Origin of the sequence: Prevotella sp. P5-108 (assembly GCF_002251385.1) — a bacterium.
Lineage (GTDB): Bacteria > Bacteroidota > Bacteroidia > Bacteroidales > Bacteroidaceae > Prevotella.
The window spans coordinates 144,896-158,989 of sequence record NZ_NPJJ01000018.1 but is presented as its reverse complement, the minus strand read 5'-3'; the positions used below and the strand labels follow the sequence as shown (position 1 = coordinate 158,989).

The 14,094-nt window shown below is 54.1% G+C and carries 14 protein-coding genes; 10 read left to right on the top strand and 4 right to left on the bottom strand.

Annotation, left to right across the window (positions count from 1 at the left end; all coding sequences use genetic code 11):
* The first annotated feature begins 16 nt into the window (after nt 1-16).
* On the top strand, nt 17-2,008 hold the full coding sequence (locus CIK95_RS02925; protein ID WP_094466201.1) for a two-component regulator propeller domain-containing protein: 1,992 nt from the start codon (nt 17-19) through the stop codon (nt 2,006-2,008).
* 7 nt (nt 2,009-2,015) lie between these two features.
* Entirely contained in the window at nt 2,016-3,023 is a 1,008-nt protein-coding gene (locus CIK95_RS02920; protein ID WP_094466200.1) for an acyltransferase, read from the top strand.
* 119 nt (nt 3,024-3,142) lie between these two features.
* Here the strand turns inward: CIK95_RS02920 and nadA are convergent, their stop codons facing one another.
* The gene (gene nadA, locus CIK95_RS02915) at nt 3,143-4,129 is read right to left on the bottom strand and encodes a quinolinate synthase NadA (protein ID WP_094420919.1); all 987 of its coding nucleotides are present in this window, start codon (nt 4,127-4,129) and stop codon (nt 3,143-3,145) included.
* 624 nt (nt 4,130-4,753) lie between these two features.
* Here nadA and CIK95_RS02910 point away from each other — a divergent pair.
* A complete protein-coding gene (locus CIK95_RS02910; RefSeq protein WP_022310921.1) occupies nt 4,754-5,071 on the top strand; it encodes a hypothetical protein in 318 nt (105 codons plus the stop codon).
* A gap of 58 nt (nt 5,072-5,129) precedes the next feature.
* On the opposite strand, the gene CIK95_RS02905 is transcribed toward CIK95_RS02910, so the two are convergent.
* The 3 genes from CIK95_RS02905 to CIK95_RS02895 form a co-directional block, all read right to left on the bottom strand.
* Nucleotides 5,130-5,780: a PrsW family intramembrane metalloprotease gene (locus CIK95_RS02905; RefSeq protein WP_158215067.1), complete on the bottom strand. Its 651-nt coding sequence runs from the start codon at nt 5,778-5,780 to the stop codon at nt 5,130-5,132.
* A 157-nt stretch (nt 5,781-5,937) separates the two neighbouring features.
* On the bottom strand, nt 5,938-6,843 hold the full coding sequence (locus CIK95_RS02900; protein WP_094466198.1) for a YafY family protein: 906 nt from the start codon (nt 6,841-6,843) through the stop codon (nt 5,938-5,940).
* The gene (locus CIK95_RS02895; RefSeq protein WP_094466275.1) at nt 6,844-7,755 is read right to left on the bottom strand and encodes a site-specific tyrosine recombinase; all 912 of its coding nucleotides are present in this window, start codon (nt 7,753-7,755) and stop codon (nt 6,844-6,846) included. It abuts the gene before it with no gap.
* A gap of 214 nt (nt 7,756-7,969) precedes the next feature.
* On the opposite strand from CIK95_RS02895, the gene aroQ reads away from it, so the two are divergent.
* The 7 genes from aroQ to CIK95_RS02860 all read left to right on the top strand — a co-directional run bounded on the left by aroQ (nt 7,970) and on the right by CIK95_RS02860 (nt 14,020).
* The gene (aroQ, locus tag CIK95_RS02890; protein WP_022310917.1) at nt 7,970-8,389 is read left to right on the top strand and encodes a type II 3-dehydroquinate dehydratase; all 420 of its coding nucleotides are present in this window, start codon (nt 7,970-7,972) and stop codon (nt 8,387-8,389) included.
* The gene (locus tag CIK95_RS02885; RefSeq protein WP_094466197.1) at nt 8,386-9,012 is read left to right on the top strand and encodes an O-methyltransferase; all 627 of its coding nucleotides are present in this window, start codon (nt 8,386-8,388) and stop codon (nt 9,010-9,012) included. The genes aroQ and CIK95_RS02885 overlap by 4 nt, the downstream gene beginning before the upstream one ends.
* Before the next feature lie 157 nt (nt 9,013-9,169).
* Nucleotides 9,170-9,919 (top strand): LemA family protein, encoded by a 750-nt coding sequence (locus CIK95_RS02880; protein ID WP_022310915.1) that lies wholly within the window; start codon nt 9,170-9,172, stop codon nt 9,917-9,919.
* Between the two features lie 10 nt (nt 9,920-9,929).
* The gene (locus CIK95_RS02875; RefSeq protein ID WP_094466196.1) at nt 9,930-11,660 is read left to right on the top strand and encodes an MAG1210 family protein; all 1,731 of its coding nucleotides are present in this window, start codon (nt 9,930-9,932) and stop codon (nt 11,658-11,660) included.
* A 32-nt stretch (nt 11,661-11,692) separates the two neighbouring features.
* The gene (locus CIK95_RS02870) at nt 11,693-12,334 is read left to right on the top strand and encodes a YwqG family protein (RefSeq protein WP_022310913.1); all 642 of its coding nucleotides are present in this window, start codon (nt 11,693-11,695) and stop codon (nt 12,332-12,334) included.
* 110 nt (nt 12,335-12,444) lie between these two features.
* The gene (locus tag CIK95_RS02865; RefSeq protein ID WP_254046401.1) at nt 12,445-13,284 is read left to right on the top strand and encodes an ORF6N domain-containing protein; all 840 of its coding nucleotides are present in this window, start codon (nt 12,445-12,447) and stop codon (nt 13,282-13,284) included.
* A gap of 370 nt (nt 13,285-13,654) precedes the next feature.
* Nucleotides 13,655-14,020, top strand: coding sequence for a metallophosphoesterase family protein (locus tag CIK95_RS02860; protein ID WP_144007698.1), 366 nt, complete (start codon nt 13,655-13,657; stop codon nt 14,018-14,020).
* The last annotated feature ends 74 nt before the right edge of the window (nt 14,021-14,094 follow it).

The following is a 14,094-nucleotide window of genomic DNA, read 5'->3' as shown; positions in this document are numbered from 1 at the left end:
CTCGACACTCTCGGTTATGAAACGCTATATCCTCACCATGCTCCTTGCCATCGCGGCAGTCTTCGCCCATGCCGACAACAGTCTGTGGAAGGCATATATGGCCTATCACGACATCACCCGGATAGAGCAGGGCGGCAAGAGACTCTATGTGCTTGCCTCGGGCAATCTCTTCACCTACAATACCGCCGACGGCGAGGTGCGCACCTTTGACAAGTGCAACGGACTGAGCGACTGCGCCATCAGCCATATCGCCTGGTGCCAGCAGGCAGCAAGGCTGGTCATCGTCTACAGCAACCAGAACATCGACCTGATGAGCGGGCGCAACAACGACGACATCACCAATCTGCCCGACTACTACCGCAAGGCCATGACCGAGGACAAGACCATCAACCACGTATGTATCGACGGCGTCTACGCCTATCTCTCCACCGGTTTCGGCATCGTCAAGGTCAATGTGAAGAACGCCGAGGTCAGCGAGACCTACAATCTGCATACCCCCGTGGCATACAGTTATGTAGAAGGCGGCTATCTCTATGCTGCCCAGCGCGGTAAGGGCATCTACCGCGCCGCACTCGGCACTAACATGATGGACCCAGCCAACTGGACCTACGCCCGGGCTTACAGCGATATCTGGGAGACGCCCGACAGCAAGCTGCTCGACATGGTGAAAGACCTAAACCGTGGCGGACTCAAGTACAACAACTTCGGCTGTCTGCGCTTCTATGACGGCCGTCTCTACACCGTGGGCGGAGGCTACACCGTGAGCCAAGACCTGCATCTGCCTGGTGGCATCCAGGTCTACGACGGTAGCAACTGGGAGGTCTATCAGGACGATATCAACAGCCAACTGGGCGACGGCTACTTTGAAGACATCAATGCCATCGATGTAGACCCACGCGATGCCAACCACGTGTTTGTCTCGGGCCGTACGGGTATCTACGAGTTCAGCGACCGGCGGTTTGTGCGTCACTACAGTTATGACAACAGCGCCCTCTCGCCCACCTATCCCGACGACAAGATGTATGTAGTGGTGCATGATGTCAAGTTCGACACCGAGGGTAATCTCTGGGCGCTCAACAGCATCAACAAGGAGAAGAACATCATACGTCTGGGCACCGACGGACAGTGGACATCACTCTACAAGGAACCTCTGAAGTCGCTGACCAACCTGCGCGATATCACCTTTGATAGCCGCAGCCTCATGTGGTTTGTCAACGACAGCTGGAAGAAGACCGGCCTCTTCTGCTACCAGCCCTCGAGCGATGCCATCAACAGCTATACCTCCTTCGTCAACCAAGACGGCACCACGGTCAACGTGGAATACGTACACTGCGTGGCCGAAGACAAGGACCATCAGATGTGGATAGGCACCAATGTGGGCCCTCTGCGACTCTCGCCCAGCGAGATAACCTCGCAGTCGCCCGTATTCGAGCAGGTCAAGGTGCCCCGCAACGATGGCACCAACTATGCCGACTATCTGCTCGATGGCGTCAACATCTCGTGCATCGTCATCGACGGCGGCGGACGCAAGTGGATGGGCACCTACGGCAACGGCATCTATCTCATCAGTGCCGACTGCATGACCCAGATAGCCCACTTCACCGAGACCAACAGCAAGCTGCTCTCTGACAATATCCAGGCGATGGCCATCAATCCCGCCACCGGCGAGGTGTTTATCGGCACCGACAAGGGACTCTGCTCCTACAGCAGCGGAGCCACCGAGCCCGTGGACGAGATGAACAAGGACAACACCTATGCCTATCCCAACCCCGTGAACCCAGACTATACCGGCCCTATCACCATCGTGGGGCTGAGCTACAATGCCGATGTCAAGATAGTCACCGCCTCGGGCACGCTCGTAGCCCAGGGCCGCAGCAATGGCGGTACCTTCGAGTGGAACGGATGCGACCTCAAGGGTCGCCGCGTGGCGAGCGGAGTGTATATGGTGCAGACTGCCACTGCCGACGGCAGCAAGGGCACCGTGTGCAAGATAGCCATCGTAAACTGAGGTGTCTATGCCGCCGAGCAACCATCCTTCTGAACGACTGGAGTGGCTGAGCCTGATGCGCGGGCTGAGCATCGTGCTGGTGGTGATGTTTCATGTGCAGCTGGTCGATATGGCCACCGGCGAGAACCATAGCCTCTGCACCACCCTGCCCACCATTTTCACTCCCATACGCATGCCCTTCTTCATCTTCACCTCGGGCGGGCTGCTCTACCTGAGCCGCATACGCCGCGAGTGGACCACCCGGGCACTCTATGCCGACAAGCTGCGGCGCATAGCCATCCCCTTTGTCTTCTTCGTCACCTTCTACTATCTGTTCAAGCTCCTCGCTGGCGCCTGGGCCAAGACTCCCGTGCCCCTGTCGCTCTCCTACTATGCCGAGTGCTTCTACCGGTTTACAGGGCATCCCTCTGCCCATCTGTGGTTTCTCGCCACGCTGCTCATGCTCATGGCGCTCTATCCCCTCTTTGTAGCGGTATGCCGCAACCATACCGCCTCGGTGGCGATGCTGCTCTTCAGCGTGGGCATCTATCATGCCGACTTGGAGAACGTGCTGCCCGACGTGTTCTACATCAATCACTTGCACCGCTATCTGGTCTATTTCTACTTCGGCATCTTCTTCTTCAGATACCGTCTCTACCGTTTCACCGACAGTCCACTGGTCGCCGTGGCGGCCGTGGCAGTCTATGCCGCGTCCTACTGCGTCGTGGGCGGACTCGCCACATCCATTGCAGGCATCGTGATGTGCGTGGCTGTGGGGCAGAGCGTGGCGCGCCGTCAGCCGGGCCTCTTCGGCAGTTTCCGCGACTATATCTACCAGATTTATCTCATGTCGATGTTTTTCCAGGCATTTGTCGAGCTGGTGCTGTGGAAGCGTCTCTTCTACGACGAGCGCCTTTTCCTGGTCTTCTATGCCCTCAATATCCTTGCAGGCATCTATCTGCCCACCCTCGTGGCGCGGTTGGCACAGCGACAGCCTTACCGCCTCGTGCGCCTGTGCTTGGGCATCAAGGCGTGAGTGGCATTCGGTCTACCACCTGTACAGTTCCGCCTACCACCTATATAATGGAAATGCGCCAGAACAGCCCTTACGAGCTATTCTGGCGCATCTTTTGTCTCCCAGCGTGACTTGCTGCATCAGCTCAGCGAGAGCATCTTCTCGATGGGCTTGACGGCGTCGCGCGCGATGGCTGGGTCTATCTCTACAGTAGGCCATCCGTAGCGCAGAGAGTTATAGATTTTGAGCAGCGTATTCTTCTTCATGTATTCGCACTCGTTGCAGCTGCAGCCCACACCCTCGCTCATCTCGGGCGGAACGGGGTAGAAGCGCTTGTCGGGACAGGTACGCTCCAGCTCGTGCAGAATGCCAGCCTCGGTGGCCACGATAAACTCCTGCTTGTCGCTCTGCTGGGCGTAGGTGAGCATGGTGGCTGTGCTGCCCTTGACATCGGCTACAGCCAGCACTGGAGCCTTGCACTCGAGGTGGGCCATAACCACGGCGTCGGGGTGCTCGGCCTTGAGGCGTACGATGGCGTCGACAGAGAATTTCTCATGCACGTGGCAGCCGCCGTTCCAGAGCAGCATCTGGCGACCGGTGACGCTGTTGATATAGTTGCCCAGATTGTAGTCGGGGCCGAAGATAATCTTCTCGTCCTTGGGGAAGGCGTCTATCACCTTCTTGGCATTGCCGCTGGTCACCACACAGTCGGTGAGCGCTTTGACGGCAGCCGTGGTGTTGACATACGACACCACTTTATAGCCCGGATGCTCGTCCTTGAACTTCTTCAGGTCTTCTGCCTTGCAGCTGTCGGCGAGCGAGCAGCCAGCCGTGAGGTCGGGGCATATCACTGTCTTTTCGGGCGAGAGCAGTTTACAAGTCTCTGCCATAAAGTGTACGCCACACATCACCATCACCTTGGCATCGGTCTCTGCCGCCTTGCGCGCCAGAGCCAACGAGTCGCCCACAAAGTCGGCTATCTCCTGTATCTCGCCTACTGTATAATAATGTGCCAGGATGATGGCATCCTTCTCCTTACACATGCGGCGTATCTCCTGTTTGAGATTCAGACCTTGCTCGACAGGTTCGTCTATACAACCCTTGTCAATCCACTCTTTGTTCACCATCATTATTATATTTTTTATTTATATCTTATTTCCTTATTCTTAAACTATAACTAAATACACTGTGGAAAAGTGGATAACTTATAGCCTTATTGTTTGCAGATTTGCATTATACACATTTGGTAGTCACTTATACACACCTGTGTCTAATATTAATCGGCTGAATGACAACAGTAAATGTAGTTATACACCATCTGCGTATATCTTGCAAAGTTAATAAGTTTATATCTTTTGACCATATAAAAGTATGGAAAACTTGCTGAAAACTGTCTAATTTCTCTGTGGATATCCCACCCTGAACTCCGCGCACCCCTATAGTGTGGATATCTGCATAGGTTATGCACGCGGTTATACATAGGTTTTCCACATGGTTATCCACAGCGCTGTCGGTGCATATAACTATATATAAAATATATAGTGAAGACACCACCGGTCATCGCATAACGACATCGGCCGACGCCGGGATGATGTTTGTCGGCTCGTATCGGAAGGTACGGGCTTCCGTATCTTCCGATACGTATCCGCGTTTCATCCGATACGAGCATCCGCGCCGTCCGATACTCATCGCCAAAGGTGGTCTCGGGATGGCTATCTATGGTCACTGTGTTTGCCATCCTATAAAAAAACTTGGGTAAGAATGTTGAAATCCAGATAATTGCCAGTATATTTGCAGATACCTTCATCTATTATGATGTCATCCGTCAGGCTGCAGACCTTAAAGCCCATGAACTCCTTGCACGGGAATGTGACCCGCAAGAGCGCAGCGATGCTTTGCGCCATCGCGAAGAGGCCGAGCGCAAATGCAGGTTGGTCGACAGGATGAGGGTCTGGAAGCATACGCCGTCGGATGTCATCGCCGAAAGCATCAGTATAGGCGATATCCGGGTGACTCCTTTCTCCAACTGTCATAGCATCTTACACAAGGACGCAGATGCTGAATTGTGATTTAGGAGAAACGCTCGAGATTGTAATGTGTGTTCATATTGTTATAGTCATTGTTACCTTAGTGGTTTACCAAATCAGCGATGTGCTTTTTGCATATATTCTTGAGTTTGTTGAGGAACAGGAGGAACAGCAGGAGGAGAATGCCGCTTAATGAGTCGTTTATATTCATGGAGAATACTATGCTGTCGTATATGCCGTGGGCCAAAATAGGACCGACGAGTATCAATGCGCATGTCTGCCAGTTGCGCACGATTCGGAAATGCCATAGCGAGTAATAGAATCCCATGATGACAGCATCGAGGAAATGACCTGGAACGGCAAACAAGGCTCTTGCTATGCCGACGCTTATCCATGACTCGTAGTTGTCGAAAAGGTAGAGAACATTCTCGATAGCGGCAAATCCCATACCTATACATACGGCATACACGATGCCGTCGAAGTGCTCGTCGAAGTATGGGTTGTTTCTCAACAGCAGCCACAGCATCACCAACTTTGCCACCTCTTCTGGTATCGCAGCCATAAAAAAGGCATTGGATATGGCGCTGCCTATGGTTGAAACCTCGTCATTGTCAAATTCGGCAATTGCTTCAAATGGTATGACTATCAACAGAGTAAGCAGTGCCGAGAGTATGCCATAGATGAATGCCTTTATGAGCAACTTCGTCGGTTCGGGTTGCTTGCGGTCCTTACGGTAGATGTACCAAATCACAACTGCTACTGGCGCGATGGCAGCTAATATTACTAAGACATTGAGCATAAATAAACAGATTGATGTATTAACGGTTTATGGATAGGTTGACTCTTTATCGGTTGTCAGGATATCTCTGCGTAGTATGGCAGAGAGAGTGGGGATTGCCTCCCGGTCGTCAGTGGCTCTTGCTGTACATGCGCTCTATGTGCTGGCGCAGATATTCCTTGAACTCGTCGTTGCCCAGCACCTCGATGTCGTCGTAGAGACCTAACACAAAGCGGCCTATACCAATGTAGCTGCATACGTCGAGGTCGAGCCTGAAGTGTCGCTCATCATGAGGTGTCATACAGTCTGCGGCGCGGGGCACCTCTTCGCGCAGCAGATTGGCAGAGAGCTGCCCCAGTATCATGCTGACCGGGTGGCGCTCTTCGGCACAGAACATGAATGCGTCGGTAAACATCTGCCGGTGGCGGTCTTCGTAGCTCCACAACATGTCTATGATTTCCACGTCGCCCATGCGGGCTATCTTGAAGGTCTTATTGAGGCCGGTGCTGGGCTCGTAGCAGCGCACGTCCATATTGTCGTTCATGAAGGCGAAGGGTTCTACTATGCGGTCGGTCACAGTCTGGCTGTGGGGCGACGAGTAGTTGCATATCTTGACCATCTGCTTGAACTTGATGGCTTCGTAGAGCCTGTCTATATTGTGGGAGAGCTGCTGGTTGGCGGTGATGTCGGTGAGTATGCGCAGGTCGTAGAACTTGTCGAGCTTGTGGCGTATGCTCTCGGCGAGGGCATTGTTGTCGTCGGTGCCGCTGATGAGCCGTCTCAGCAGCACAGCCTCCTGCTCGGTGAAGTCTATGCTCTCGTGGAGTTTGCGGAAGAAGGGCGAGTGGCGGTCGAGCCTGTAGTAGGTGCCCGACTTGACGAGTCTGAAACCGGCATCGCGGAAGAAGTCGAAGTAGTAATACAGATTGCGCAGCGAGATGCCTACACGGTCGCAGAGCTGTGCGGCGGTGTAGTTCTTGTTCTCGGTCATCAGTAGCAGCAGGTCGAGCTCGCGCTGCAGTTTGTCGTGTCTCATTTACTTGATGTTTCGGGGGTGATGGTTGAGTATCTGTTCGCGCAGGGTGGTGGTGTCGATGTGCGTATAGATTTCGGTGGTGGCTATATTCTCATGCCCCAGCATGGCCTGGATGGCTCTCAGGTCGGCCCCTCCCTTGAGCAGCGCTGTGGCAAAACTGTGGCGCAGCGTGTGGGGCGAAATGGGCTTGTGGATGCCTGCCGCGAGTGCCGCCTGGCGTATGATGTAGAACACCATGATGCGGGTAAGGTGGCTGCCGCGCCGCGAGAGAAACACATAGTCTTCTTCGCCGGGCTTGATGCGTAGATGGCAGCGGTCGGCATACCACAGCCCGAGCTCGTGGAGCGCCGTGTCGGAGATGGGCACCAGCCGCTCCTTGCTGCCCTTGCCCATGATGCGCACAAACCGCTCCTCGGTATATATCGCCGATAGCTTCATGTTGACCAGTTCGCTCACACGCAGTCCGCAGGAGAAGAGCACCTCGATGATGGCCCTGTTGCGCTGTCCCTCGGCGGTGCTCATGTCTATGCTTGCCTTCATCCTGTCTACCTCTTCGGGCGTGAGCACCTCGGGCAGCCGCTCTCCCGTCTGTGGCGACTCGAGCAGCTCGGTGGGGTCGTTGTCCATGCGTCCGTCGACGAGCATGAACCTGTAGAACGAGCGCAGCCCGCTAATCATCCTTGCCTGCGACGCCGGCCCGATGCCCATGTCTCTCAGCGTGCAGACAAACTGCTGCAGGTCGGAGAGCTCGATGCGGTCGATGCTCACCCCCCGCTCATGGCTGAAGGTGACCAGATGGCCGATATCGGTGAGATAGGCAGCCACGGTGTTGGGCGAGTAGTTCTTCTCCAGTTTGAGATACCTGGCATAGGCCCTTGTCAGTGAGCCCGAAGCTGGAGTGGCGCTGTGCATGTCTTCTGTCATAGGTATGGGCATCAATATGGGGCGTGGTACATGAAAAAAGGGGATGATTTATTTTGTACTTAGCCCGATTTAAGCTAATTTTGCAACAAGCATACAGCCTTGCGGCTATGCCGTTTACAAAGTTAATACGAATTGGGATGGTGTCAAAACAAATCAAACGGTTTTTTCTAAAAAAAACATCATCCCCCAATACGCTACGACGATGAAAATACAAATTATCAATGGCCCCAACCTCAATCTGCTCGGTATCAGAGAGCCAGGCATCTACGGCCACGACTCCTTTGACGACTATCTTGCCCATCTGCGTACCCTCTATCCCGAGATAGAGATAGACTACTATCAGAGCAATGTCGAGGGCTATCTCATAGACCGTATGCAGGAAGTGGGCTTCGACTGTGACGGCATCGTGCTCAATGCCGGCGCCTATACCCACACCAGTGTGGCTCTGCACGACTGCATCCGCTCCATCCAGGCACCCGTCGTCGAGGTGCATATCAGCAATGTACACCAGCGCGAAGAGTTCCGCCACCACTCCATGATATCCTCAGCCTGCCGGGGAGTGATAGCAGGGTTCGGACTCGACTCCTATCGTCTCGCCATCGAAGCCTTGAAAGCCAAATGACCATAGACCAGTATATCCGACAGCATATAGACCCCGAGGGAGACTATCTCTACCGCCTCTGGCGTGCCACCAACATCCATACCGTGCACGGCCGCATGGCCTCGGGCCATCTCCAGGGCCGTCTGCTCAAGATGCTCGTAGAGATGATACGCCCGCAGCGCATACTTGAGGTGGGCACATTCAGCGGCTACAGCGCCATCTGCATGGCAGAGGGACTGGGTGAGGGCGGCAAGGTATATACCTTTGAAATCAACGACGAGATGGAAGACTTCACCCGACAGTGGATAGAAGGGTCGCCCGTGGCCGACCACATAGACTTCCGCATAGGCGACGCCAATGTCGAGGCACCCCGACTGGGCATCATGTTCGACATGGCCTTTGTCGACGGCGACAAGCGCACCTACCGCGATACCTTCGACACGCTGCTGCCCATCATCAGGCAGGGCGGCTACATCATCGCCGACAACACCCTGTGGGACGGACATGTGGTAGACCCCGCCTACGCCAACGACAGCCAGACCCACGGCATAGACACCTTCAACGACTATATAGCCCGCGACACCCGTGTGGAAAAGGTCATTCTGCCCATACGCGACGGACTCACCATCATCCGCAAGAAGTAGAAAAACGGCGCCGCCGGAACGAAATCGACCGATTTGTTTTGTATTATGGGCGATTAGAGCTATATTTGCAACTGTTATCTACCGAAATCAAGGAGTGAATATATTATATAAGGTATAGAAACCGTAAATTAAAATCATTAAATAACCTTCAACGATTATGGCAAACTTATTAGACGAGACCCAAGGTCCGGTCAACGACAATGGCCGTGATGTACATGTGATAGACCGTCAGCTCCCAGTGACCATCACTTTCCGTTCCACCCTCTTCGAGATAGCCTTGTGGGTGACCCTCCCGCTGCTCACCCTCATCTACGTGCTGGCTATGGGCGACCAGCTGGCCGACCCCACCACCGTGGCCATCGGCGGCTGCGTGGCAGGCGTGCTGCCAGGAGTGGTATTCATCTTCATGAAGATTTCGGCGCGCAACTATTTTCTCAAGCTCGAGCAGCGCATCCAGGCCGAGGCATCCAATATAGACAACTATCTGGAGCAGCGCGTGCAGATACTGCAGAACGTGGTGGGACTGGTAAACCGCGCCATAGACCTGGACAAGGACGTGATGAAGGCCGTTGCTGCCCTGCGTGGCGGCAAGGTTAACGAGGCCAACCGCAGCGACGTCAACAGCCAGCTCAATATGGCTTGTGGCCGTCTCTTCCCCCAGGTTGAGGCTTATCCCGACCTGAAGGCCCACCAGGCCATAGCCGACGCCATGCAGCAGAACAACTATCTGCAGCGTGAGATTACGGCTGCCCGCACGGTCTACAACAGCCGTGTGACCCAGTGGAACACCGACCTCTTCTCCTGGCCTACCAAGATGATAGTGGCTGCACGACAGGGATATACCACACGTATACCTTTCACCGCGTCGGCAGAGACCCGCGAGATGGCCCGCAGCAAGTTCTTCTAAGCCGGGGGCTATGACAGAGGATATCTATGACCCCCTGGACGAGTATGCAGGCAAGTTCCGTCCGCGCTTTGAGCAGGTAGCCAAGGAGACCTTTGCCCAGCTCGCCCGCGAGGCCAATGTGAACGTGGCTGCCAACCGTGAGACCTGTCGTCTGCTGGATATGACCGAGGACGAACTGGGTTCGGTGAAGTCGAGCATCAACTGGACCACCTTCTTATGCGTCGTCCTCTGGTGCGGACTGGCCGTAGGCGGATGGGTGCTCTACTCCCAGTGGCAGGTGATAGACTCGTGGTATGTGGTGGGCATAGGTCTGGCCATGGTGGTGGCATTGATACTGCTGCTGGCCAAGGTGCATCCCCGACTGTCGCAGCTGAAGGACGAGCGCGACAATCTGCAGGACAAGGCTGAGCAGTACAAGGCTGAGGCGTGGCGCCAGATGGAGCCCCTCAACCGGCTCTACGACTGGGATGTGCTGATGCGCATGATGACCCAGACGGTGCCCAGACTGGAGTTTGACCCTTACTTCACCACCCAGCGGCTCGCCGACCTGCAGGAGATATATGGCTGGGACGGCTCGTTCAACAAGGAGCGCTCGGTCATCTACTCCCACTCCGGACTCATCAACGGCAACCCCTTTGTGCTCTGCCGTACGCGCAAGATGGAGATGGGCAGCAAGACCTATCAGGGCTCGAAGACCATACACTGGACCACCCGTGAGCGAGGGTCGGACGGCAAGATGCAAACCGTGCACCACTCTCAGACTCTCATAGCCACCGTCACCGCGCCCTATCCCGAATACTACGAGAAGACCCGTCTCATCTATGGCAACACAGCTGCCCCCGACCTGAAGTTCTACCGCCAGCAGAGCGGTATGGCCAACCGCGAGGGCTCGCTCTCCTACAAGTGGAAGCGGCGCAAACTGAGAAACAAGGCACGCGACCTGGACAACAGCGACTTTGCCATGCTCACCAATGAGGAGTTTGAGGTGGCCTTTGACACCAGCAACCGCAACAACAACCAGCAATATGCGATGCTTTTCACGCCTCTCGCCCAGTCCAGCATGCTCAAGCTGCTCAGAGACCAGGAGGTGGGATATGGTGATGATTTCGATTTCGGCAAAAACTGCATGATCAATACCATCATCTCTGACCATATCCAGAGCATGGATCTCGACATGGACCCCCGCAGGTATCACAACTACAACTACGACCAGGCCGAGCGCGACTTCTACACCCTCAATGCCGGCTACTTCCGTGCTATCTATTTCTGTCTGGCTCCGCTGCTCTGTGTGCCTATGTATCAGCAGATACGCTCGCAGCAAGACATCTATGGCCGCGATATGCAGCGCCGCAGCGCCTTCTGGGAGCACGAGGCGCTGGCCAACTTCTGGGGTCAGGACCGCTTCAAGCATCCTCGCTGTGTGACCGACTGCATCCTGAAGACCCAGTCCAAGAGCGAAGCCGACGGCAATACCCGCGTCACCGTCTTTGCCCATGGCTACCGCGTAGAGAAGCGCGTGACCTATGTGAGCAAGTGGGGCGGCGACGGTCGCACCCATCAGGTGCCTGTCTACTGGGACGAGTATCTGCCCGTGACGGGTCAGGGCAGTATGCACATGCAGGAAGACAACAGCCGCGAAGACCCTGCCACCACCCAGCGCCAGCGTTTGGACCACATAGCCCAGGTGCTCGACCGTGCCGGCATGTCTGTCTACCGTCGGCACATCGCCTCGAAGATATAACCCAAGTTTCACCTTATTATATTATACGCGCAATGAAACCTGTAAGACTCAAATTATCTACCGTTGACCAAGCCTTGCCCACCGGCGCATCGCGCTTCTGGGGCAACCCCGACCTTCCACGCGGATTTGACTATCCCATGTACAAGGACTTTGAGGGCGACGACGTGCCCTATGTGTTTGTGTGCCAGCTGGACCTGAGCGAGCTGGCCCAGATGGACGCCGAAGGGGTGCTGCCCCACAAGGGACTGCTGTCGTTTTTTGCCAAGATAGACCACTACACGGGCAACTACTTTGACACCGACAGCATAGGCAGCGCCATCAGCGATACCGACGATGTGAGGGTCTTCTACTTTGAAGATACCCGCGACATGGAGCAGGTGGTGCTCATCGACGACGATGATATCCCCATGGCGTTTCATGAGATGAAGATTGAGTGTACGATGGAGGAGAGTATGGAAGACCACTTTGTGATGGCCGAGCCTACCTACCGTGAGTGGGAGACCTGGGACCATCCCTACGAGGACTGGCAGATACTCCTGCAGATAGACTCGTGTGAGGGCAGTGACTTTGCGCTCAACTTCATGGACTGCGGCGTGCTCGACTTCCTGATAGACCCTGCCGACCTCGCCGCCCGCCGCTTCGACCGCGTGCGCGCCATAGTGCTGTCTACCTGAGATACGCAGACATAAGACAAGAGGGTGTTATATAGTGAACCATTTTTTCCTCCCCGTCCGCTGACAGGTGTGGATTAAAAGTGTTATCTTTGCAATAAAGTTGGGAAATAATGGCAAAGAAAGATATAACATCTCATGCGGAGGTCGCTAATGGTGATGTCTGCGATACAGAATGCAAGGCCACAAATAGTGCTCCTGTGGATGGACAGGCAGAGGTGGTGAAGGTGATGACATGCGGTGACCGGCTCAGCATGGACTATGTGCGTTCTCATATTTATACTATACGAGGGGTAAATGTAATGGTCGATGCTGACCTTGCAGCCATGTATGGTGTGGAAACCAAACAGTTGAAACGTCAGGTGAAGCGTAATATAGAACGTTTCCCCGACGACTTCATGTTTGAACTGACATCAGAAGAGTATGAATCTTTAAGGTGCCAAAATGGCACCATAGAGAGCGGTAGGGGGCAGCATTCAAAGTATCTTCCTTTTGTCTTTACTGAGCAGGGAGTCTCCCAGTTGTCGGGTATCTTGAGGAGTGAATATGCTATAGAGGTGAATATCCGCATCATGCGTGCTTTCGTAGCCATGCGTCGCTTCCTCTCGGCCAATGCCGGTATGTTTCAGCGTATAGAGAGGCTGGAACATCATCAGATGCTGACTGACCAGAAGATGGAACAGGTGCTGAAGCGTATGGACGAGCTTGCTCCTGCCATCACTCCTGAACAAGTCTTCGCCACAGGTTGCGTGTGGGACGCTTGGAGCTATGTGTCCCAGCTGGTTCGTAGTGCCAAGCAACGCATCATCCTTATTGATAACTTTGTGGACGAAAGAGTGCTCCTGCTGTTGACCAAGAGGGCTGAAGGGGTTTCGGCAACCATCCACTTCTCGCTACACACAGCAATTCCTGTTGGATCTGGAGAAGCACAACGGGCAATACGAGCCGATTGAGTTTGTGCAGACGCCTCACAAATCCCACGACCGTTTCCTTATTATAGATGATGATGTGTATCTCATGGGTGCCAGCATAAAGGACATGGGCACAAGCCTTTGTGCCATAACAAGGCTGGAGATGAAGCCCGACACGATAATGTCATTGTTAAGGTAGGCAGAATTCGACTTTACAACAGAACGGAAACAGCAGATAGAAATCTTTGATATACGAAAGTCAAACGTAAAACAGAAAATTATAAAAAGAGCATTGGTGTGTATTCTCTCTCTTGTGGCTTGCCTTTTGACAGGCGCTCAAGGTAAAGTGCGTAGTTCGAAGTTGGAGAGCATTACGGTTCAGGACGGCTATGTGTATTATTATCTGAGAGGCATGGAGAAGACTTTTACGGTAATGTTCTTGGCTGACACGCATTTTACTATTGAGGATGAACGGGGACGTGAGTTCTATGATAACACCCGACGGATGGGTGGAGCTGCTGTTCAACCTCAGAATTATGGCAAAAGCAATGGGCGGGAACGGGCTCTTTTGCGTTCGTTGGATAAAGCAAAAAAGGAACAGGCTGCGCTGGTCATATTGGGAGGCGACATTGTCAACTTCCCCGCGCTGGCTTCTGTAGAGCATCTCAAAGCCATGCTGGATGCTTCGGGGCTGAATTGGACTTATACGGCAGGCAATCATGATTGGCATTATGAGGGCGAACCAGGAACGTCCTTTGCCCAAAGGGAGAAATGGTAGCAGGCCAACCTGAAGCCTCTCTACCAAGGCCAGAATCCTCTCTATTCTGCTCAGGTCATTAACGGAATCAATTT